Origin of the sequence: Niabella sp., from assembly GCF_030150205.1 — a bacterium.
Lineage (GTDB): Bacteria > Bacteroidota > Bacteroidia > Chitinophagales > Chitinophagaceae > Niabella.
In genome coordinates, this window is record NZ_JASLGT010000008.1 from 1 (window position 1) to 22350 (window position 22350).

The 22350-nt window shown below is 47.7% G+C and carries 20 protein-coding genes; 10 read left to right on the forward strand and 10 right to left on the reverse strand.

Annotated elements, in window-relative coordinates; genetic code table 11:
- Window positions 1-163: 163 nt before the first annotated feature.
- From Q1V85_RS04845 to Q1V85_RS04860, 4 genes are read right to left on the reverse strand one after another with little or no spacing between them, the layout of a single operon-like run.
- Window positions 164-646 (reverse strand): hypothetical protein, encoded by a 483-nt coding sequence (locus Q1V85_RS04845; protein ID WP_300598017.1) that lies wholly within the window; start codon window positions 644-646, stop codon window positions 164-166.
- A gap of 9 nt (window positions 647-655) precedes the next feature.
- Window positions 656-1717 carry a nitronate monooxygenase gene (locus Q1V85_RS04850; RefSeq protein ID WP_300598018.1) on the reverse strand — a complete coding sequence of 354 codons (1062 nt, stop codon included), beginning with the start codon at window positions 1715-1717 and terminating at the stop codon, window positions 656-658.
- A 50-nt stretch (window positions 1718-1767) separates the two neighbouring features.
- A complete protein-coding gene (locus Q1V85_RS04855) occupies window positions 1768-2280 on the reverse strand; it encodes a GNAT family N-acetyltransferase (RefSeq protein ID WP_300598020.1) in 513 nt (170 codons plus the stop codon).
- A gap of 49 nt (window positions 2281-2329) precedes the next feature.
- Window positions 2330-4441 (reverse strand): MutS2/Smr-associated SH3 domain-containing protein, encoded by a 2112-nt coding sequence (locus Q1V85_RS04860; protein ID WP_300598022.1) that lies wholly within the window; start codon window positions 4439-4441, stop codon window positions 2330-2332.
- 989 nt (window positions 4442-5430) lie between these two features.
- On the opposite strand from Q1V85_RS04860, the gene msrA reads away from it, so the two are divergent.
- The 4 genes from msrA (at window position 5431) to Q1V85_RS04880 (ending at window position 9337) form a co-directional block, all read left to right on the forward strand.
- Window positions 5431-5973: a peptide-methionine (S)-S-oxide reductase MsrA gene (gene msrA / locus Q1V85_RS04865; protein WP_300598024.1), complete on the forward strand. Its 543-nt coding sequence runs from the start codon at window positions 5431-5433 to the stop codon at window positions 5971-5973.
- Window positions 5974-6124: 151 nt separating this feature from the next.
- The gene (locus Q1V85_RS04870) at window positions 6125-7168 is read left to right on the forward strand and encodes an agmatinase family protein (RefSeq protein WP_300598026.1); all 1044 of its coding nucleotides are present in this window, start codon (window positions 6125-6127) and stop codon (window positions 7166-7168) included.
- A gap of 29 nt (window positions 7169-7197) precedes the next feature.
- Complete coding sequence (locus Q1V85_RS04875) at window positions 7198-7800, forward strand: hypothetical protein (RefSeq protein WP_300598028.1); 603 nt, start codon at window positions 7198-7200, stop codon at window positions 7798-7800.
- Window positions 7801-8035: 235 nt separating this feature from the next.
- Entirely contained in the window at window positions 8036-9337 is a 1302-nt protein-coding gene (locus tag Q1V85_RS04880; protein WP_300598030.1) for a radical SAM protein, read from the forward strand.
- An 809-nt stretch (window positions 9338-10146) separates the two neighbouring features.
- On the opposite strand, the gene Q1V85_RS04885 is transcribed toward Q1V85_RS04880, so the two are convergent.
- Window positions 10147-10572, reverse strand: coding sequence for a hypothetical protein (locus tag Q1V85_RS04885; RefSeq protein ID WP_300598032.1), 426 nt, complete (start codon window positions 10570-10572; stop codon window positions 10147-10149).
- A gap of 184 nt (window positions 10573-10756) precedes the next feature.
- Window positions 10757-11449 (reverse strand): Crp/Fnr family transcriptional regulator, encoded by a 693-nt coding sequence (locus tag Q1V85_RS04890; RefSeq protein ID WP_300598034.1) that lies wholly within the window; start codon window positions 11447-11449, stop codon window positions 10757-10759.
- Window positions 11450-11594: 145 nt separating this feature from the next.
- Between Q1V85_RS04890 and Q1V85_RS04895 the strand changes: the two genes are divergently transcribed.
- The 4 genes from Q1V85_RS04895 (at window position 11595) to Q1V85_RS04910 (ending at window position 15650) form a co-directional block, all read left to right on the forward strand.
- Entirely contained in the window at window positions 11595-13466 is a 1872-nt protein-coding gene (locus Q1V85_RS04895) for a chloride channel protein (protein ID WP_300598036.1), read from the forward strand.
- A gap of 180 nt (window positions 13467-13646) precedes the next feature.
- Window positions 13647-14165, forward strand: a complete 519-nt coding sequence (locus tag Q1V85_RS04900; protein WP_300598038.1) for a hypothetical protein — start codon at window positions 13647-13649, stop codon at window positions 14163-14165.
- A gap of 64 nt (window positions 14166-14229) precedes the next feature.
- Window positions 14230-14736 carry a CAP domain-containing protein gene (locus Q1V85_RS04905; protein ID WP_300598040.1) on the forward strand — a complete coding sequence of 169 codons (507 nt, stop codon included), beginning with the start codon at window positions 14230-14232 and terminating at the stop codon, window positions 14734-14736.
- Between the two features lie 311 nt (window positions 14737-15047).
- Window positions 15048-15650: a hypothetical protein gene (locus Q1V85_RS04910; RefSeq protein ID WP_300598042.1), complete on the forward strand. Its 603-nt coding sequence runs from the start codon at window positions 15048-15050 to the stop codon at window positions 15648-15650.
- Between the two features lie 516 nt (window positions 15651-16166).
- On the opposite strand, the gene Q1V85_RS04915 is transcribed toward Q1V85_RS04910, so the two are convergent.
- From Q1V85_RS04915 to prmA, 4 genes are all read right to left on the reverse strand, one after another.
- A complete protein-coding gene (locus tag Q1V85_RS04915) occupies window positions 16167-16484 on the reverse strand; it encodes a hypothetical protein (RefSeq protein WP_300598044.1) in 318 nt (105 codons plus the stop codon).
- A gap of 295 nt (window positions 16485-16779) precedes the next feature.
- Window positions 16780-17592 (reverse strand): M48 family metallopeptidase, encoded by an 813-nt coding sequence (locus Q1V85_RS04920; RefSeq protein ID WP_300598046.1) that lies wholly within the window; start codon window positions 17590-17592, stop codon window positions 16780-16782.
- Window positions 17593-17871: 279 nt separating this feature from the next.
- Window positions 17872-18519, reverse strand: a complete 648-nt coding sequence (gene plsY, locus Q1V85_RS04925; RefSeq protein ID WP_300598048.1) for a glycerol-3-phosphate 1-O-acyltransferase PlsY — start codon at window positions 18517-18519, stop codon at window positions 17872-17874.
- 82 nt (window positions 18520-18601) lie between these two features.
- On the reverse strand, window positions 18602-19420 hold the full coding sequence (gene prmA / locus Q1V85_RS04930; RefSeq protein WP_300598050.1) for a 50S ribosomal protein L11 methyltransferase: 819 nt from the start codon (window positions 19418-19420) through the stop codon (window positions 18602-18604).
- A gap of 219 nt (window positions 19421-19639) precedes the next feature.
- On the opposite strand from prmA, the gene eat reads away from it, so the two are divergent.
- Together eat and Q1V85_RS04940 are read left to right on the forward strand one after the other, a co-directional pair.
- Entirely contained in the window at window positions 19640-20953 is a 1314-nt protein-coding gene (gene eat / locus Q1V85_RS04935) for an ethanolamine permease (RefSeq protein ID WP_300598052.1), read from the forward strand.
- A complete protein-coding gene (locus tag Q1V85_RS04940; protein WP_300598054.1) occupies window positions 20950-22305 on the forward strand; it encodes a glutamine synthetase family protein in 1356 nt (451 codons plus the stop codon). The genes eat and Q1V85_RS04940 overlap by 4 nt, the downstream gene beginning before the upstream one ends.
- Window positions 22306-22350: the final 45 nt, after the last annotated feature.

Consider the following 22350-nt stretch of genomic DNA (forward strand, 5'->3'; position numbering starts at 1 on the left):
AAAATATTCAACAGCCTTGACGATGTAGAAAACACATTAGTACGCGCGTTGGAGTCATATTACCAAAACCCCGGGGCAGTAAAACAACTATCAAAAGGATATGACTATTTTAGTAATAATGATAGCGGTTAATTATTAAACCTGGAACAAAGCAACCAACAGGCTATGCTTCATGCGCTGCCGGTCTCCTGGCTGTTAACGCCTTCCAGTTACGGAATACATACCGGTGAATGCTTTTCAGACCGATCCACATGGGCAGGGAAGCCAAGATCCGGGCACCTGGTTTCAATGTAAATTCAGTGGTGCGCGTGATGGTCGTTTCCGTTGCACTTACAGGAGTTAAGACAAAGGTTTCTACAATCGTATCCACGCAGGGACCAAAATAGATGCTGGTTTCCCGCATTTCAAACCGGAGCTTTTTTGCCGGCACCCACTCTAAAATAGTTTGCCGGATCAGCCCCTTATCAGAAACACATTCCCGGGTAGCACCAACGCCTCCGTTCCCGTCCGCCAGCCGGCATTCCTCCGGTTTGGGAAGGCCCAGAAGAAAATAGCAGGGTTTACGGGTATCCATTTTTGAATGGAAGAGCAAGGGCCATAGCTGCTCCGAGGTTGCGTTGAATTTTCGGGTGGTATGCAGTTTCATAAGCAGCTTTTAGAGATATTTAGTTCCCGCCAATGCCCGGCCAAATGCCTCCACAATTTCGGCGGTTGAAGTTGCTGCGTTAGCAAGTGGCAGGGCTGTTCCGGACCAAAGACTGGTAAACTCCGGATCCTGCTGCGCCTGTGCCATTTTCCGGAGCCGGGCGGTGAGCGCATTCTGATACGGATAGGGCGGCACGGGAATGCCGGAGGTTTCGATTGCCGTTATAAAATCATTAGACAGCCCCCTGGCCCATCGTCCCGAAAAAGCAGTGGTCAGTACCGAATGGCGTTCCTGTTTCCCGCTAAGCAGTTGTTTATAACCGGTAATGGCCATGCTTTCCTGCGTGGGAATAAAAAGCGTTCCCAATTGTACCGCAGCGGCACCAAGCTCCATTACCCGCTTGGCGCCTGCTATATCCCGTATGCCACCTGCAGCGATCACGGGGATATGAACCTCCGTTCTTATCATTTCAAGCAAGGCCTCCAGCGAGGATTGCTGCTGCACATTCTCCTGCAAAAAACTGCCGCGGTGTCCGCCGGCCTCAATGCCCTGCGCCACTACCATATCGACGCCCTTCGCCTGCAGGTAAACAGCCTCTTCCAGGCTGGTAGCCGTACCCATCAGCCATACTTTATGATCTTTCAGCAGCCGGATGCTTCCATCATCCGGACATCCGAAGGTAAAACTTACCAGTCGCACGCCTTCCTGCAGCAACACCTCCTGCTGGTCTTTATACGAATACAGGCGGGGAATCTGAAGATCGGCACTGGTTAAACGATATCCGCGTTCGTTTGCCAAACGGCCTATCAGCGCCTGCATGGGCTCCAGTATTGCGACATCTACCTCCGGTATAGTATGTACAAACAGGTTTACCGCAAAGAGACGGGCGGTTAATGCCTTTGTTTTGTGCAATAAATCAGCAATGGCATCCGGCGATAAACCGCCAACCGGAAGCGATCCCAACCCGCCGGCATTGGAGGCTGCTGCGGCCATTTCCGGGGTGGAAACACCCAGCATTGGCGCCTGTATAACCGGGTAGCTGATCTGTAGTTCCTGAAGAAGTGTATGCATATTATGTTTCCTTCAATTCATTAATTATGTGAAGCAGCAGGCCGCTCGCTTTAACCATATATGCTGTTGGTAATGGAATATTCATACATCCCGGGTGCGATCAGCTGTCTGTACATTTTATTCTTTTCCAAAACCTTTATCGATGCCTGGTTCTGCTGCGCACAAACTGCAAATATCCGGTCCAGCCCCAGCTTCCGGAAACCAAAATCCAGTATCGCCCCAATGGCTTCCGTTGTTAATCCGGTATTCCAAAATGGTTCACCCAGCCAGTAACCCAGCTCCCCGGTATTCCCTTCCGGTTGAATATGCAGCCCTATTTCTCCGATAAGATGTTGCGCGTTTTCTAAAACAATAGCAAAAGAGAAATGTTTTTGAGTTTTAAACCCGCGGGAGACGTAGGCGATCCGGAATACGGCATCGGGTTCATCGAACGGGTAAGGGATGTTGATGATGCTATCCGATATACGCTTGTTATTTGCGTACTTCACCAGCCAGGGAATATCATCGATGGTTAACTGACGCAAAACCAATCGCCGGCTATATAATACAGGAAATCGTTCCAACTTATTCATTTAACAAACCAGTTTACAGATACCCTGATAATAGCGTTCTTTATATCTTTTCTTTCGTCTCTTTTTCCTTTACCACTACCAGGTCACTCAGCTCTACCTGCATGGGCAGCAGGCCGATCTTTACCACAGCACGCTTGCTTTTGATCTCCAGTACTTCGCCCACCTGGTGATTCCGTTTCATCTTTACCTGGTCGCCCACCTTTATTTCCCCGCCTACTTCCTGGTATTTGGATTCGATCTTTTTCTGAGCCTTTCCCACTGCTTTCTTTTCATTCTTATTAAACAGCAGGTTATTGATCTGTTTGATCAGTTTTTGCTTATCCTCTTCCTTTTTCCATTCGATGGTGATCTGTTTGAGCTTGCGCTCCATATCCTTAAGATAGGTGATCCGGTCTTCGGAGATCTTATTCTGCTCGCGCAATACATTCATCTGCTGGCGGTGTTTTTCCTTATCCATCACCCGCTCCATTTCCTTTTTCAACCGCTCATTTTCTTTGATCAGCCGTTCCAGCTCCTGGTCCTTTTTGGTAAGATCGCGCAGGTTCTGCTCCGTTTTATTCAGCAGCTTATCCAGCCGGTACTGGTCATCGTCAACCATCTGCCGTGCCTGGTTGATGAGGCGTTTATCCAGCCCGATCCGTTCTGCAATGGAAAACGTATACGAACTGCCCGGGCGCCCCACCACCAGGTTGAACATGGGCAGCAGATTTTTTTCATCAAAAGCCATGGCACCATTCACAATACCATGTGTTTTCCCTGCCATTACTTTCAGGTTGAGGTAGTGGGTGGTTACAATACCATAGGAATGTTTTTTCAGCAATTCCAGCAGGATCACTTCGGCAAAGGCCCCTCCCAGGTTCGGATCACTGCCGCTTCCCAGTTCATCGATAAAGAACAGGGTTTTGCCATTGGCATGCTCCATAAAATATTTCATATGGATCAGGTGGCTGCTATAGGTACTGAGCTCAAATTCCAGGCTTTGCGTATCGCCGATATGGATCATGAGCTGTTTAAATACACCAAACTCGCTGTTGGGATGTACCGGTACCAGCAATCCGCTTTGTACCATCATCTGCAACAATCCCACCGTTTTCATCGTAACGGTTTTTCCGCCTGCGTTCGGGCCGCTCACCACCAGTATACGCTGACTTTCATCAAGTGTAATGGACACCGGGAAGGTTTGCTTGCCGGAGCGTTTATTGTATAAGTACAGCAAGGGGTGGTAGGCATTTACCAGGCGCACCTGTGCCTTATCGGCCACCACCGGAAATTCGCCGTTAATATCCCCTGCAAATTTTGCCTTGGCACGGATAAAATCAAATTCCCCAACAACGGTATGCCAGGTATTCAGCAGCGGGGCATGGGTAGATAAGGTTGCTGTCAGCTGCCGCAGGATCCGGTCAACCTCTTTGCGTTCTTCATGCTCCAGGTCGGCCACCTCGTTATTCAGGTGCATGGTTTCTTCGGGCTCAATAAACGCCGTTTTACGGCTATCGCTCTCCCCATGCAGGATCCCCTTGATTGCACGTTTTTGTTCTGCAAAAACGGCAATTACCCGGCGGCCATTCATAAAGCTTTCCTCGATCTCTGCCAGGTAGCCCTGCTTATTGAGCTTGGCAACGATCCTGTCAAAGATCCTTCGCAACTCCGTACGCTTTCGGTACAGGCTCAGCCGGATATCCTTTAATGCCGGCGATGCGCTGTCCTTCACCTGGCCGATCTCATCCACCACTTCATCGATCAGGCTGATAATGGCTTTTTCATAATAGGTTTCTTTTATCACCCGGTATAAGCTTTCATAGGCCAGCTTGCGCTCCGCATCAAACCAACGGAAGATCTTTTCAATGCTTTCCGCCAGTTTACGGATCTGCAGCAGCTGCTCGCCCGTAAGCAAGGCCCCGGGAATGGATAGTAATTTCAGCTCCCTTGCCAGGTTTAAAATATAGTCGTTGGGAAAATAAACCGCATTCTGCAGCAACTGCTTAAACTCGTGCGACTGCTTTAATTCCTCATCAATAAACCGCTTATGGGTATGAATACGCAGCTGCGCTGCCTTGCGTTGTGCATAATCCGTTTCACAATGCTTTGCCAGCAGCTCTCTGATCTTATCAAACTCTAACTGTATATATGCCGATTCCGGGTATAATTTCATAAATGCGCTCTACAATTTTCAAGCCTGCAAAGATACGGAGAGGAAGGGCTAAATGTTAAATACTAAATTCTAAGCCCTAAATTCTAAAAAAGGGACAAGATCCAAGAACCAAAAAACAATTACCAATGTCCCATCTGTCGCCCTGTTACCCAACACTAAATTCCAAATTCTAAAAAGGGACAAAAAAGCAAGAACCAAAAAATCAAAAAACAAATTTCAAAAGACAAAATACAACGGGATCATCTGAGAACTGAAAACTGACCGCTAAAACTTTAAATCCCAAGCCCTAAATTCTAAAAAGGGACAAGATCCAAGAACCAAAAATCAAAAAACAAATACCAATGTCCCATCTGTCGCCCTGTTACCCAACACTAAATTCCAAAATCTAAAAAGGGACAAAAAAGCAAGAACCAAAAGTCAAGAACCAAATTTCAAAAGACAAAATACAACGGGATCATCTGAGAACTGAAAACTGACCACTAAAACTTTAAATCCCAAGCCCTAAATTCTAACAAGGGACAAGATCCAAGAACCAAAAATCAAAAAACAAATACCAATGTCCCATCTGTCGCCCTGTTACCCAACACTAAATTCCAAAATCTAAAAAGGGACAAAAAAGCAAAAAGTAAGAACCAAAAGTCAAAAAACAATAACCTAAAAACAAAATTTCAAACCAAATCACTGATAGCTAAAAGCTGAAAACTGATGACTGATAACTGATAACTGAAAACTGACGACTAAAACCCCTCCCCTGTCCGTGACTTGTAGTCGCGCACTGAACCTCACGCACCGCCATTTAAACTTTCCCAAGCCTTCCCTTGTTATTAAATTGTAAAATACAGTCCGAATCTGTAATTTACAGTCAGTAATCCCAAAAATTGAAAACGTTTATCCCCATATTATTATTGATCTCGCTGGCGGCAACAGCCTGTGCGCAGAAAAAAAAGGAGCCCGTGGTTTTTGCAGGGCCGGCAGCAAAATCTTCAAAAATGAGCCAACAAACAGACACAGCTACCTTCGCCAACGGATGCTTCTGGTGTACAGAAGCTATTTTCCAGGATGTAAAGGGGGTTTCCTCCGTTACCAGCGGTTATACAGACGGACATACAAAGAACCCGACCTATAAAGAAGTATGTACCGGCAACACCGGTCATGCAGAAGCCTTACAGATCGTTTATAACCCGGCTGTTATTTCTTTTGACGAACTACTGGAAATCTTCTGGAAAACACACGATCCCACTACGCTGAACCGGCAGGGCGGAGATGTAGGTACCCAGTACCGCAGCGGGATCTATTATCACAACACCGCCCAGAAAGAAAAAGCGGAATTTTATAAAAATGAGCTGGACAAGAGCGGAGCCTTTGACAACCCGATCGTAACCGAAATAAAGCCCTTCACCGTATTTTACCCGGCAGAAGATTACCATCAGTCTTATTTTAACAATAACGAAAATCAAAACCCTTATTGCACCATGGTCATCCGGCCCAAGGTGGACAAATTCCGTAAAGTATTCAAAGACAAGCTGAAGTAGCTGTCAGCTATCAGCCTTTAGCTTTCAGGAAGCGAACAGCTAACAACTGATTGCTGATCGCTGACAGCTAATTGCCGACAACAAACGTTAATTGTTGTGTGATGCGGTAAAAAGCGTATAACTTTGCGCCTTCCAAAAAAAGGAGACAATAATGTTGGACATAACAAATTTCGATCAGAACTGTGTAGCGAACCCGAACAACAACATTTTTGGGTTGCCCAGTACCGAAGAAAACGCTGACCTGATCATCATCAATGTTCCCTGGGAAGTAACCGTAAGCTATGGCGCCGGAACCGCCAGGGCACCGGAATCCATCCTGAAAGCCAGTATGCAGGTAGACCTGTATGATTCTGATTTCCCGGACGCCTGGAAAAGAGGATATTACCTGAAACCTACCGACAGGACCGTATTGCTGAAAAGCGATTTTCTGCGTAAAGAAGCGGAACTGTACATCGATTATATCTCCAAAGGAGAAGAACTGGGCAAAAACCAGTTCATGTGCCGCACCATCAAAGAAGTAAATGAAGGCGGTGTGTATTTAAATAACTGGGTGTACGACCAGGCCCGGGTGCTGCTGGATGACAATAAACTGGTGGGCCTGCTGGGCGGTGATCATAGTACCCCGCTGGGTTTGTTTAAAGCCCTGGCAGAAAAACATGGCGAATTCGGGATCCTGCAGATCGACGCGCACTGCGACCTGCGGAAAGCCTATGAAGGCTTTGTGTACTCTCACGCCAGCATTATGTACAATGCGCTGAATGAGATCCCCCAGATTAAAAATATTGTACAGGTAGGTGTTCGCGACCTGGGACAGGATGAGTGGGAATACATTAAAAACAGCGAATACCGGGTCATTACCTATTTTGACCAGGAGATAAAAGAACGCCTGTTTGATGGCGATACCTTTAAGCACATTGCCGAAGAGATCATCAGCAAGCTTCCCCAAAAAGTGCATATCAGCTTTGATATTGACGGGCTCGATCCCAAACTCTGCCCCGATACCGGCACCCCGGTTCCCGGCGGATTTGAACTGGACCGGGTCTTCTTCCTGTTTAAAAAGATCATCGAAAGCGGCCGCCAGCTGATCGGGTTCGACCTGGTGGAAGTGGGTACCGGTGAAACAGACTGGAATGCAAACGTAGGTGCCCGGGCACTTTACAAATTATGTAACCTGCTGGCGGGGAGCAATCAATAGCCCGGTTCCGGGTACAAAATTCCATCGTATTGAGTCAGCCCACACAAAATAAGCAACCCGCCGCAAGCGCTGCAAACGCCGGTCAGGGCTATCGTTTTGTGATCCCTAATGCGCGCGTGCTGATTTACCAGGTTTTTGCCTATGGCATTATTTTTTTAAATATCCTGGGTCAGCTGCTGATGGACTATCAGCGCAACAGTCCCAACCTGAGGATAAGTGTGCTGGTATGTGCCCTGCTTTTTATACTGTTCATCTTCCGGGATATCTACCTTTTAAGAAAAAAAAATACCCTGCAATCGCTGGGCATCGTTATCCTGATTCTTGGTTTTCGCTGGTACCAGTATGCGCTGGGATGGGGATTTGCCATCAATGTGCTGCTGTGGTTCCTGTACCTGGTATCCCGCCGGCAGCTGGCAATTGACGTCACCCCTGAAGAGATCCGCTATCCTTCATTCCCCGTTAAAAAGATTCCCTGGAGCGCGGTCAGCAACCTGGTGCTAAAAGCAGATATTCTTACCATCGATCTTAAGAATAATAAAGTATACCAGCATTTTGTAAAAGATGCAGATCAAATCGTTTCTGAAGAAATATTTAACGAATTTTGCAGGAAACAGCTGGCAGCGGTTAGGTAACAGTTTTCAGCAATCAGCTATCAGTTATCAGTCGTTAGTTTTCAGATGATCCGGTTTGGTTTGAAGCTTTGTCTTTTGATTATTGTTTTTTGTTTTTTGATCCTTTTTAGAATTTAGTGTTGGGTGACAGGGCGACAGATGGGACATTGGTATTTGTTTTTTGACTTTTGCCTTTTGGTTCTCTTTTAGTGTTTAGGGCTTAATATTTAGCATTTAACGTTTAGTATTTAAAATAATGGCATTAACATCCTCCCCATACCTTTTATACTCCGATGGCAACGGAAATATTTTTGAAGATACCAGTCTTTATGCCGTAGGCCGCAGCGGGTGGGATGCCCTGCCGGTGCCCGTAGAAGACTGGATCGAATTGCCGGATGGCGGTTCCCTTTATGAACTGCCGGGGCGTGTAGGCATTGGCATTGATGTAAAAACCGGGGATCTCCGGCTTTGCGACAAAGGATGGGCGGTAGCTGCATTTATACCCCCGGCACATACCGGCTTTTATATTGCCGCTTACGAAACCCAGCCAGACGCACCTACCCTGCCGCTGTTTTGCTATACGGCAGTGGCCTGGCAAAACGAAAAATTTTATGTACCGGCCGTCCGTATTGAACAGGACATCCGCCAGGAATGCGCCGGCTTTGATGCCGACAAGGTAAAGTCTGGCGTAGACTATCTCACAAAGGCCTACCCGCATAATCGCCTGGTAAATCACCTGGCCAATAATTGTGCACTTACCTATCACTGTCCGGCAGCAAGAAATTATTTTATCGGTCGCTGGGAGTGCCCCGTGCCCGCATCCCCGGCATGTAACGCCAATTGCGTAGGCTGTATCTCTTTGCAACCCGATGAAGAAACCATCGTTTCTACCCAGGACCGGCTGCAGTTTAAACCCACAGTGGAAGAGATCGTTGAATTTACGGTGCCGCACCTTGAAACCGCGCCTTATCCCCTGATCAGCTTTGGACAAGGTTGCGAAGGAGAGCCCCTGCTGATGTGGGAAACACTGGAGAAAGCGATCATCGAAATCCGCAAACATACGCCAAAGGGCAGCATTAATATCAATACCAACGGATCGAAGCCGGATGCGGTGAAACGCCTGTGCGAAGCCGGACTGAACTCGATCCGCGTAAGTACCAACAGTGCCCGCAGCGAGATCTATATGCCTTATTACCGGCCCAACAATTACCAGTTTGAAGATATTGTAGAAAGCCTGAAAGTAGTGAACGGTTTTGGCGGCTGGACCTCCATCAACTATTTTGTATTTCCGGGTATGACGGATAGTGTAGCGGAATATGAAGCGCTGCGGAAGCTGATCCGGGAAACGGAACTGAAGATGATCCAGTGGCGCAACTTCAACATTGATCCGGACTGGTATCTTGGAAAGATAGGGGTGAGTGAAACCGGTGAATTCATGGGCGTAAAACAACTGATGGACCTTATCCGAGAGGAATTCCCCCACTTAAAATACGGGTATTACAACCCACCGATGGAGCGGATCAAAGGCAGCTACGAAGCCGATTTCGCACATTATTAATCAGCATTATTTCGCGCAAAGACGCTGCGGCTGAGATGCCCGCCACGAAGGCTCGAAGACACGAAGAGGCACCAAGGCGAGATTCTTCTTTGTGTTTCTTTGTGCCTTTCTGTCTCGTGGCTCTTTTTTCACGCAATCCCGAAAGCTTTCGGGACAAAGGAGCAAAAGACGCTGCGGCTGAGATACCCGCCACGAAGGCTCGAAGACACGAAGAGCACCAAGGCGAGATTCTTCTTTGTGTTTCTTTGTGCCTTTCTGTCTCGTGGCTCTTTTTTCAGCAATCCCGAAAGCTTTCGGGACAAAGGAGCAAAAGACGCAGCGGTTATATTCCCACAAAATAATGCAGCGCTGCTCCATGTTTCCCGGTCGACCTGTCTCCGATAGCTAAAATTCTAAAAGGAGACAAGAACCAATAATCCAAAAAACAAATACCAATGTCCCATCTGTCGCCCTGTCACCCAACACTAAATTCCAAATTCTAAAAAGGAGCAAAAAACAAGAACCAAAAATCAAAAGACAATAATCAAAAGACAAAGCTTCAAACCACACCGGGATCATCTGAAAGCTAACCGCTAAATTTCTAAAAAGGGGCCAAGAACCAATAATCAAAAGACAAAATTGCTCCCCAAACCGGATCATCTGAAAGCTAACCGCTAAAATTCTAAATATTAAATCCTAAATTCTAAAGGCTCCAAGAACCAAAGATCAAAAAACAACAATCAAAAGACAAAACTTCAAACCAAACCGGATCATCTAAAAGCTAAAAGCTGACTGCTGATAACTGACCACTGATAACTAATAACAAACCCTTACATATAAATCTCCTGATGCTTCACCAGCCAGGGAACGGCAGCTGTTGCAAATACCCCGGATATAATTACAATGCCCAGTAAAAGATGCTGGAACTGTACGGTTAATACCGGATCCGGTGAACGGTGCACCTGCAAGGTTCCATAAATACAAAGACCGGTAAACAGGGCCGACAACACCACATAGATCCGGCTGCCATTCGGAAAAAGCCGGTCGATCAGTGCAAACACCACACCGGCCAGCGGCAAGGCAAAAAGCGTGGCAAAAATTATGGTGGATACATTCACCAGGTCATGCAAGGGAAAGGTGGTCGATTCCCGGAAAAGCACATCATATACCAGGTTTAAAACGGTGGCGATATAGCCTGCAAACAAACCGGCCATCAGCGGTCTGTAAATATGACTGTTGTAATTTTTTGTTTTCATACCACAAAAGTATGATATAAATCACATTTTTTAAAATCACGTTCTTTTTTTAACCTCCCTTATACATAACGCAGCCACCTCCTGTCATTTAGAATAAGAAACGGGCCGCTGACCAATTTTGCAATATGTAATCAGGCACTTCAATCAGCCCCAGCTACGTTTCACCTGTAATTAAAAACCGGGGCTATCGGATATTCGATTCTACCAGCTTTACCAGCTGCTTTTCCTTTAAAAGGGCTATATTTTTACCGCTGGTCCGGATCAGTTTTTCGGTTTCCAGTTCACTGACCGTGCGGGAAATGGTTTCATAGGTGGTTCCTACATAAGACGCCAGGTCTTGCCGGGTAAGCCGGATGTCAATAAATCCCTCTTTATTGATACCGAAGCTTTCCTTCAGCATTAAAAGGGCTTCCGCGATGCGTCCTTTTACTTCCATATGCGCCATATTGCGCACCCGTTTTTCTGTAGCCTCCAGCTCATTGGCATAAAAATCCATCAGCGCGTAGGTAAGACGGGGGTTTACCTGCAGCGTGGCTTCAAAAAATTGAATATCCAGGTACATCAGCTGCGTGTCTTCCAGTGCCGTAGCCGATACCGGGTACACCTTATCCTTTCCCAGTCCCCGATACCCGATCATGTCCCCGCCTTTGGCAAACCGGATGATCAGTTCTTTTTCATTGCCCCAGCGCTGGTGAATTTTTACTTTACCCAACCGGATAAAGAACACTCCTTTTACCATATCCGTTTCGGAAAAAACAGGTTGTCCTTTTTTTACTACAAGTTCCTGCCGGTTGGCATCTACCATTATCCGCCATTCGGGCATGCAATAGTGATATAGTATGTTATTATCGGGGAAATCGTCCTGTAGTTCTTTCATTGCTGTTTTCAAAAATAAAAAAATACGGCAAGAATCCCTTCATGCAATCGTCTTTTCTGCTGCTGCAGCGAGATTTATGAACTTTTTTAAATAAAATTATGATATAAATCATAATTTTGCAGCTTCTTTTTAGATCACACAGACTATGAGTATTCCAATTTCGACGTCCCTGCAATCCACATTAGCCTCCGAACAGATGGAGCAACGGCCTTCCTCCAAAAAGATCCGGCTGGTATTTATCTCCCTGCTTGCCATCGGCATTGGTGCACTGGTGAGCCTTATTGCCAAACTCCTGGTGAGCCTGATTAACCTGGTAACCAATATTTCTTTTTTCGGCACTTTTTCACTCGCAGACGCCTCCCCCGGTCAGCATCACCTTGGGATATTTGTAATCATCGTACCCGTGATCGGGGGCATTATCGTAGGTTTTATGGCCCTCTATGGTTCCCGGGCCATCAGGGGACACGGCATTCCGGAGGCCATGGAGCAGATCCTCACCAATAACAGCAAAATAAAGCCCACCATCACCTATCTGAAGCCCCTATCCTCGGCTATCGCCATCGGTACCGGCGGACCTTTTGGCGCAGAAGGTCCCATCATTGCCACCGGTGGCGCGCTGGGATCCACCCTGGGTCAGCTGCTCAAAATATCGCACCAGGAACGGAAGGTATTGCTGGCGGCCGGCGCCACTGCGGGCATGTCGGCCATCTTTGGAAGTCCCATTGCGGCCATTTTCCTGGCCATTGAGCTGCTGTTGTTCGAATTTTCAGCCGCCTCTATCTTACCGGTTGCCCTGGCCTGCATCACCGGTGCCGCCGGACATCATTTCTTATTCAGCAGCACGCCGGTTTTTGCCATCGCACAAACCATTGCCACGCCTTCCAACCCGGCACTGTTCCTGTACAGTATTGAAGGTATCCTGATCGGTTTGCTCGCGGTAGTGGTTACCAAGGCCGTATACGGGCTCGAAGCGCTCTTTGAGCGCCTGCCGGTACACTGGATGTGGTGGCCGGCCATCGGCGGACTGGCCGTAGGCATCATCGGCTATTTTCATCCCAATACCCTCGGGGTAGGCTATAACAATATTACCGACGTGCTGTCGGGCAGCCCTACCCTGAAGGTGATTGCGCTGTTATTCCTGTTCAAATTCCTTTCCTGGGCCATCGCCCTGTCCAGCGGAACATCGGGGGGAACCCTGGCGCCGCTGCTGACAATCGGTGGTGCTGCCGGTGCCCTTACCGGTATGGCCTTTCAATATTTTTTTCCGCAGCTGGACGTTTCTGTTTCCCTGGCGGCACTCATCGGCATGTCGGCTATGTTTGCCGGTGCCTCCCGGGCATTGTTGACCTCGATCCTTTTTGCCCTTGAAACCACCGGGCAGGTGCATGCGCTGCTGGCATTGCTGGCCGCCTGCGCCCTGGCCTATTTTATTTCTTTTTACCTGATGGAGCATACCATTATGACGGAGAAAATTGCCCGCCGCGGCGTAAGAACCCCGGTTTCCTACACACCCGATGTGCTGGAGCAATACCAGGTAAAAGATGTAATGAGCAATGAGGCGCTGCTGATCAGCAATGAAAACCTGATCGCAGATGTAAAAACCTGGCTGGATCAGCACCCCGATACAAGGGCCAGTTATTTTATTGTAACCGGCGCCGATAATAAACTGAGTGGTGTGGTTAGCTCTTCCAGTTTGCTGAGCAACCACCAGGATCCGGCGGCACGGGTAGATACCCTGATCAAACGCAAAGCGGCCTGGGTGCAGGAAAACGGCCCATTGAAAACGGCGGTGGAAACCATGCTTCAATTTGATGTGGACCTGCTTCCGGTGGTTGACCAGGACCAGGTAGTGGTGGGCAGTATCAACTACAAAAACGTGATGACAGCGTATCAGCAGGTACAGAATGCCCGGGAGCATAAACAGGTACATATCTCCCTGAAACGGCAAACGCTGAAGCTGTTGGTAAAAGGCAACCGGCTCATTTACCGGAACCGGCAACAAAGCGGTAACCAGTAGGGTGGCAACATTCCGGTGTTGAACAACGGAATAATCCAGAACATTCAGGGAGCAAGTACAGGAGTATCAGCAGCGGCTTTTAAATTCAGGTGCTTTTCCGGAACCCAAGAAGCAAAACTGCAAAAAAAGGGCATTGGATTATGCAAAAAACGCAGTGCCTGCATCTTTAGCATAAATGCAATGAAACAAAGTTGTTTGGTGCTATTGCTGGCAGGTATGGTGCAGGCACTATCCGCGCAGCCCGGCCACCTGGTCACTACCGCTCAACAACACGCCCGCTGGATGGAGCAGCTATCCCGGCAGCCGGTAACCCTCCAGGCAAAAATGATTGCCGGCCGTCTTCTTGCAGATACGCTTATTGTTGTTACGCGGCCTTCTTGTAGCACTGGTCTTTCAGCAAAGAAGCAGGCGACGGAACGGCTGAAACAAACCCACGAAGCCATTCCCCGCAAATTTAAAGGCATACGCATGCCCCTCCTGCTGATAGATGGTTATCCGGTTCCCCGGGAATATTACGAGCCAACACCCGCCACCACAGCCCGCACCCTTGCAGCATTGATCCGTAATACGTCTTTTGAGCGCATTACCCTAGTAAACGGCCCCCGGGCAATCGCCCTCTATGGCACACCTGCGGCAAATGGGATACTATTGATGGAATTAAAAGACAGAAAGCAGCTTCAGCAGTTTAAAGCCTTATGATCATCACCCCTCATCTATTTTATCTATGGCATAAAGTTTGACCGGGTATCTAAAACCAGATCAGATGATGGTGCGCTTCCAATCCTTTTCCCTTTTCCTGTTGATATGCATGAGCGTTGCTGCCTGCTCTTCTTCAAAACAACCGCGATCCGGTGATGGCGATACGGGCTTTAACAGCCGGAGCTTCCTGCAGCAGATCAATGCGGTTCGCGCGGAAGGATGCAATTGCGGCGGACGGAAATATGCCCCGGCACCGGCTGTAACCTGGAATCAAAAACTGGAAAATACGGCCGCCGCTCACAGCAGTTATATGCTGCGCAGCCGTCAGCTGACACATCGGGGACGCAATGGAATGATGCCCGAAAAAAGAGTTGCGGCTTCCGGTTACCAATGGAGCTATGTAGCCGAAAACATTGCTATGGGTCAGCAAAGCACCCGGCAGGTCATTCAAAGCTGGCTACAGAGTCCGCAGCATTGCCGGAATATTATGAGCCGGAATGTTACTGAAATCGGTGCCGCCCGTTCCGGCGCCTACTGGACACTCGTACTGGCCGCGCCCGCATATAAATAAAAAGAGGCAGTAACGCATTACCGCCCTGGACGGTCCTTTGGTATCTTATTATAGTTTCTTCTCCTTACAAACACGCCCCTCTTTCTTTTTACCAGGAGTATTGCACCCGGCAATCCTGTCGGGAAAAATATTCCGGTTGCATATACCACACTCACTTTGGATAGGTTGAGGAAATGTTTTGTCTTTGGTATTCCTTTTCAGAGATAAGCCGGAAAAAAGAGGGATTCGGCTGTTCTTTTAACAAAAAATATTTGTTTTTACATTAAAAAAAATGTATATTTAAAATATTATTTAACCTTAAATGAAAAGTTATGGCCAACGATGAAATACTGCGGCTGTCAACCATCGCCGAATGCGATGCAGTCCTTAAGAAACTAGCTAAGGTCATCCAACGACTAACCTCAAAAAGAAACCGGCTTAGCGATCAGGTGGAAACGCGGGAGGAAATCATTTCCAAAACAATGGAGGAAATGAATAGCCTGCAATGGACGTTATCCCGGTTGAATGCTGAATTAGCCGGCCTTGAAGAAGGGCGCCGGGCCCGTGAATGCCGCTGCAGGATCCACCTGGCAACCGGCCGCATGCTGCAGCTGGAGTTGCGGCTGGAGGATCGCCGGCCGGCCCTGGCGATGACCCGGCTGGAGCTGGGTGATGTGGAGTATACCTTGAACCGGGCGATACAATGCCGTACGGCTTATGAAGCAAACCGTGCCGAACTGCTGCAGGCGGAAACCCTCCTTCAACCGGCGGCTTCTGCAGAACCGGAGCCCGCAGTGGTAATTCCGCTGATCCCGGTGCAACAACCAACAGATTTAAAAGCAGTACAGGAACCCCAACCGGTTGCCCGGCTTTTTCATAAGCAAAAAGGAAGGCGGTGGATGAAAGCAAAGCCAGTGGTGAAGCGGGCGGTGTAATGAGGCCCCAGGGTGACTGGATGACTTGTGGGACATTTCGAAACACAAAGAGGAACTTAACCTTAGTACATCTTCATGCCTTAGGGCTTTGCTGCGGACATTAAAACCACCGAGTCTTTGCGCCGTTGCGTGAAAAAAAACCACAAAGACAGGAAGACACTAAGAAACACAAAGAGGAACTTAATCTTAGTGCATCTTCATACTAGGGCCTTTGCTGCGGACATTAAAACCGCTGCGTCTTTGCTCCTTTGTCCCGAAAGCTTTCGGGATTGGGTGAAAAAGGAACCACAAAGACTAAGAAACACAAAGAGGAACTTAACCTTAGTGCATCTTCGCGCCTTAGTGTTGTGGCGAAGATTGCAAACACCGCGTCTTTGCTCCTTTGCGCCGTTGCGTGAAATAAAAACCACCTATCTGTTTTTATGACTGGCACGCCATGATCTATAAATAAAAGAAAAGGCCTCATTCTGTTATTCCAGAATGAGGCCTTCCCCATTTTTTAACTACCATTAAAACTTAAACCAATTCTGCCCTTCTTTTACCTTTTACACGGGCGCTGCTATCGCGCTCCGTTTCACAACATTTTTCAAACCGGGTTGCGGTCCACACATGATCCAGCTCTACACTATCCATCCCCGAATAACCCTTGTCGGTAAGTTGGCACCAGCTACGATCCCTGTTCAAATCGGTAACGATCTTGGAAGTCGATTTCGGATGTGCTACCCAAAATTTTGTATTCTCTTTCAGACAGGGCATTACCTCGTTCAAAATTCCATTCAGCTGATTTTCGTTTACCGCAAACACCAGCGCAAAATCAAGTTTTCTTGATTTCAACAAAGGAGTCATGTTCTTGGCAAATGATAATTTACTGAATTGTTTTTCGATGGATGAGGGGAGTCCTTGAATTAAGAGATTTTTTTCTTCCGCGTACTGTAATTTTTCGAACACTGTTTGAGTCATAAGAACTTGAAGGGGTTTATTAAAAAATCTGACTTAAATACTCTTAGCAAACAAGATTCATCTAATTAAAGTGCAAAAGTACGAAAAATTAAAGTTTTAGACAAGCTTTTACCACAAAACCCCTACTTTATTAAAAGTAAGGGCCTTATGCATTTCAAATATGATGTATTTATTTTCCTACCGGCCGGTAATAACTCATGGCCTGTGGCATAAACTTTTGTAATTGTTCAATCCTTCTTTCCGGTCCGGGGTGCGTGCTTAAAAATTCGGGGGGACGGTTTCCCTGTGCCTGGGCCTGCATCCGCTGCCAAAGGCCAATCGCTTCCTGCGGGTTATAGCCGGCCATAGCTGCCCAGATCATACCATAATGATCGGCCTCCAGTTCCTGTTTGCGGGAAAAAGCCAGGATCCCCACCTGCGAACCCAGTCCAACCGCCGTACCAAAAACCTGGCGCATACCAGCGGATGACTTATTAGCCATAAATGCATCCAGGATATTGGCGCCATATTGTGCAGCGATGGTCTGGCTCATGCGCTCGTTGGTATGACCAAATAACGCATGGCTTACTTCATGTCCCATTACATTGGCCAGCGCCGCTTCGTTTTGAGTAATGGGCAGCAAACCGGTATATACTACAATTTTTCCACCCGGCATACACCAGGCATTGGCTTCATTACTTTGCACCAGCCTGGTTTCCCACTGGTACCCGCTCAGATCGCCGGTCAGATTGTTCTGCTTATAAAAGGCATTTACCGCATTGATGATGCGCTGCCCCACCCGGTTTACCATTTCGGCATCCCGGTTGCTGGTATTGGTTACTACTTTATTGGAAGAAAGAAAGGTCTGGTATTCTGATACCGCCATTTGCTGCAATTCCGATTCCGGCAGCAATTTTATCTGGCTGCGGCCGGTTATCGCATTGGTGGAACAGCCGGCACCCAGCATTGCCACAACCAGCACAAAGAATACGTTTTTTATCATAGTATTGGATTTTAATTTGCTAATAAACAATCTTTATACCAAAGTCAGGCGGGAGCTGTCAGCTTTTAACCTTCAGCGGTCAGTATGCCGTCCGTGAATTGGGTTTCTGGTTTTTATTTTTTGTTTTTTGAGATTTGGCTTTTGCCTTTGAAAGTCAGTTTATCAGCTTTTAGCTGCCCATGTCAGATTCTGAAATTTGAATCTTTGATTTTTGTTTTTTGAAGGTTGGCGCCGGCCCTGAGCTTACAGTTTGGTTTACTGGTCATTGAGAGCTTACGGCTAACGGCTGCGGCGCTTGCGACGGTCCCTGTTTTTAAAGATCGGCACTTTATTTTCGGCGCCCTTGAGGATCCGCCCGATGTTTTTCTGATGCGTAAGGATCACCAGCAGTGCCACTGCAACGGCAAAGACCCGGTAAAAATGATTGTCTACATTAAAGATCACGAGTATAAAAACCGGGAATGCCAGGCTCGCTAATATGGAACTCAGCGAAACAAAGCGGGTCAGGTACAGTACCATCAGAAAAATACCGGAACAGGCCAGGGCCGTCCAGGGACTGATACCAATCACCAGTCCGAATAAAGTGGCCACTCCCTTTCCGCCCCGGAAATTGGCCCATACCGGGAATATATGCCCCAGTACTGCGGCAATACCAAAGATGAGCTGGATGTTTAAAAAAGCGATATCGTTGTCTGCAAACTGTGGCAGGAACAACGCCAGCTTTACCGCCAGGAATCCTTTCAGCGAATCGCAGACCATTACAAAAGAACCCCAGCGAGGTCCCAGTACCCTAAAGGTATTGGTAGCACCGGCATTGCCGCTGCCATAGTCCCGTATATCGATTCCGAAAAAGCCTCTACTTACCCAAACTGCAGTAGGAATACTGCCCAAACAATACGCTAATAAAAAGAGTAGTACATAATTCATGTATATCCAGCTAAGTGAAATACAAAAATAGCGATAAAAAGCTAACCGTCACTTAATAAATCTTTAACATTCTTATAAAATTTCACACTTGAAAACTCATACACAACCAGTTGTTTTTCAAAAACTTATCATTCAGCCGCAACCCGGTTTCCACGGCCCGGTTCACAATTTCAGATGCGTCGTCTTCCAATAAACCGCTCAAAAGCAATACCCCTCCGGGCGCCAGCTGTACCTTTAATTGCGGTATGGTTTCCATGAGTACATTTTTATTGATATTAGCCAGGATCACATCAAAAACACCCTCCTGGCCGGCCACCCCCGACTGCAGCAGCTCAATGCCGGTGCATTGGTTGATCTCAAAGTTCTCCCGGGCATTTTCAATGCTCCATGCATCAATATCGGTTGCCAGCACTGCCGCAGCACCCAGTTTCCGGGCAAGGATGGCCAGGATGCCGGTACCGGTGCCAAAATCAAAGACCCGTTTGCCGGAAAATGAAATCTTTCGCATTTGCTGCATCATCAGCCAGGTAGTGGCATGGTGTCCGGTGCCAAAGCTCATTTTGGGATTGATGACAATTTCCTGTTCCACATTTTCAAAAGGCGCATGAAAGGATGCACGCACCGCCACAAAATCATCCACCACCACCGGATCAAAATTAGATTCCCAGAGCGCATTCCAGTTCTGTGATTCCAGCTCCCGGATCTCATAGGTAATATGCAGCGGGCCCGAAACGGCATCCAGTTCCTCCGTGGTGATCGATTCGCTAAAGAATGCTTTCAATTGCGTATCGCCCTCTTCAAAGCCATCTGCCTTATCAGCAAATGCTGCAATCAGCAGTTCTGATATGTCTGCGGTGGTATTCAAAAACACCACTTCCGTGTATAGTGTGCCTGCGCTCATCTTGTTGTTTTTATGAATCCGCTTTAAAAACGAAAGCGGGCCAAGGTATACCAAATTGACAGCATCCGCAAATTCTTTTACGCCTGGTTCCCGGAGTAAGACCGGTTACAGGCTTTTCCTGCTGAGCAAAAAAAAATCCCTTACAGAAACAGAACCGGTCATATTATCAATATCTTTATAAGACAACGATTCATTGAAACCAACTATTAGCAAAAGCATATGACGAATCCTGCACAGCAGTTAAAAAGAACGCTTAATGCCACCATGTTGTGGGGCCTGGGCGTAGGCTATGTTATTTCAGGCATGTATTTCGGATGGAACCTGGGTCTTGAAAAAGGAGGCACCCTGGGTATGGGTATTGCCACCCTGTTTATTGCCCTGATGTATGTGGCTTTTACCTTTAGTTACACAGAACTGGCCTGCGCCATTCCCAAAGCCGGGGGCGCTTTTGATTATGCCAACCGCACCCTTGGTAAAGACCTGGCCTTCCTGGCAGGCATGGCACAAAGCATCGAATTCATCTTTGCCCCGCCGGCGATTGCCTTTGCAATTGGCGCCTATTTTAATTTATTTTTTCCCCAGCTACCGGTACTGGGCATTGCCATTGCCGTGTATATTATTTTTACCGCGCTGAATATTTCCGGGGTAAAAGCGGCGGCGGCCTTTGAGCTGATCATAACGATCATGGCCGTGGGCGAACTGTTGTTGTTTGCCGGCATTACCCTGCCGCATTTTGACATGGCCCATCTTAAAAAAAATGCGCTGCCCGCAGGATGGGCCGGCATCTTCCCCAGTATCCCCTTTGCCATCTGGTTCTTCCTGGGCATTGAAGGCATCGCTAATGTGGCGGAAGAAACCAAAAACCCGCAGCGCACTATTTTAAAAGGATTTGGTTCGGCTATCTTTACCCTGGTGGTACTTTGCGCACTTACCTTTATCAGTTCCGTAGGCGTGGCCGGCTGGGAATCGGTGGTATATACACATGATGGTGCCACATCAGACTCTCCGCTGCCACTGGCCTTATCGCATATTGTTACCAATAATGCCTTCCTGTATCATATGCTGATCACCGTAGGGTTGTTCGGACTGGTAGCGTCCTTTCATGGCATCATCCTGGCGGCCGGCCGGTCTTCCTTTGAGTTTGGAAGGGCCCGCTTTGCCCCGCATTGGCTGGGAAAAATAAACAGCCGGTTTCAAACTCCGTCCAATGCGCTCATTGCAAACATGGTAGTGGGCATCATTGCATTGCTGACCGGCAAAACCGGGGAGATCATCATCCTTTCCGTATTTGGAGCCCTTACGCTTTACATCATTTCCATGATCGCGGTGATCCGGCTGCGCCGAACAGAGCCCGCTCTGGAGCGGCCGTTCAAAGTACCTTTTTATCCCTTGTTTCCTTTTTTGGCATTGATCCTGGCCTGTATTTCTTTTATTGCCGTGGTCGCTTATAATTTCAAACTTGCATTGGTGTACCTGGGCCTGCTGCTGATCAGCTATATTTTATTCAGTCTCTTTTTCAAGAAATCCTTATGACTACAAAAGACATTTTACAGTACGTTAAAAACCACGCATCGGGAAAAGTGAAGATCGCCTATGTGGACATTGACGGCATCCTCCGCGGGAAATATATTTCCTCAAAAAAATTCCTGGGCATTGCAGAAAAAGAGACCTCCTTTTGTGATGTCATTTTCGGTTGGGATTCCGGTGATGTATCTTATACCAATTGCAGCTATACCGGCTGGCACACAGGATACCCGGATGCGCCCGCGCGGATCGATCTCAGCACATTTCGCAAAATTCCCTGGGAGAACGGGCTTCCTTTTTTCCTGGGCGAGATCATCGACAGCAAAGGAGGGCCTGCTGCTGTTTGTCCGCGCCAACTGTTAAAAAAAGTATTGAACGATGCCCTGCAACAGGGATTTAAGCCTTATGCCGCACAGGAATTTGAATGGTATAATTTTGCAGAAACGCCGCAAACCGCCGCAGACAAAGGCTTTCAGCAGCTTACCCCGCTTACTCCGGGCATGTTTGGCTATTCTATTTTAAGGAGCTCACAGAATAACCGTTTTTTTACGGCACTGTTTGACCTGCTGCGCGATTTTGATGTTCCGCTCGAGGGCATTCATACAGAAACCGGACCGGGCACCTACGAAGCCGCTATTGAATATTCCGATATCCTTACTGCTGCAGACCGGGCGGTGCTTTTTAAAACCGCGGTTAAAGAGATCGCCTATCAACATGGCATTATGGCTACGTTTATGGCAAAGATCCACGAAGATCTTCCCGGTTGCGGCGGGCATGTGCATCAAAGTCTGCGGGATAAAAGTGATAAAAAGAATGTGTTTTACAATGGTAAAGACAAACAACAGATGAGTGCCACCCTGCGGCATTATATAGCCGGGCAGCTGTATTGCCTGCCGCAGATCTTACCGCTGTTTGCGCCTACCATCAACAGTTATAAGCGACTGGTAGAAGGCGCCTGGGCACCAACAACCCTTACCTGGGGGATCGACAACCGAACCGTAGCCCTGCGGGTACTGCAGCAAAGCGAAAGCGCCTGCCGGCTGGAAACCAGGGTTATCGGGGCCGATGCGAACCCCTACCTTGCCATGGCCGGCGCGCTGGCATCCGGCCTCTATGGTATCCGGCATAAACTGGAACTGCAGGATGCCGTAACCGGCAATGGGTATACCGACGAGTCGCAGGGTGTATTGCCACGCACCCTGGAGCAGGCCACCGCTGCAATGAAAGCTTCTGCAATTGCGCGGGAATTATTCGGCGAAAAGTTTACCGAACATTTTGTTGCCACCCGCGAATGGGAATGGAAACAACATTTAAAAACCGTAACAGACTGGGAAATGAAACGCTATTTTGAGATCATATAACTCCGTTTCATACCGAAAAAGAACTTAACCGGTAAGCATTCTTAA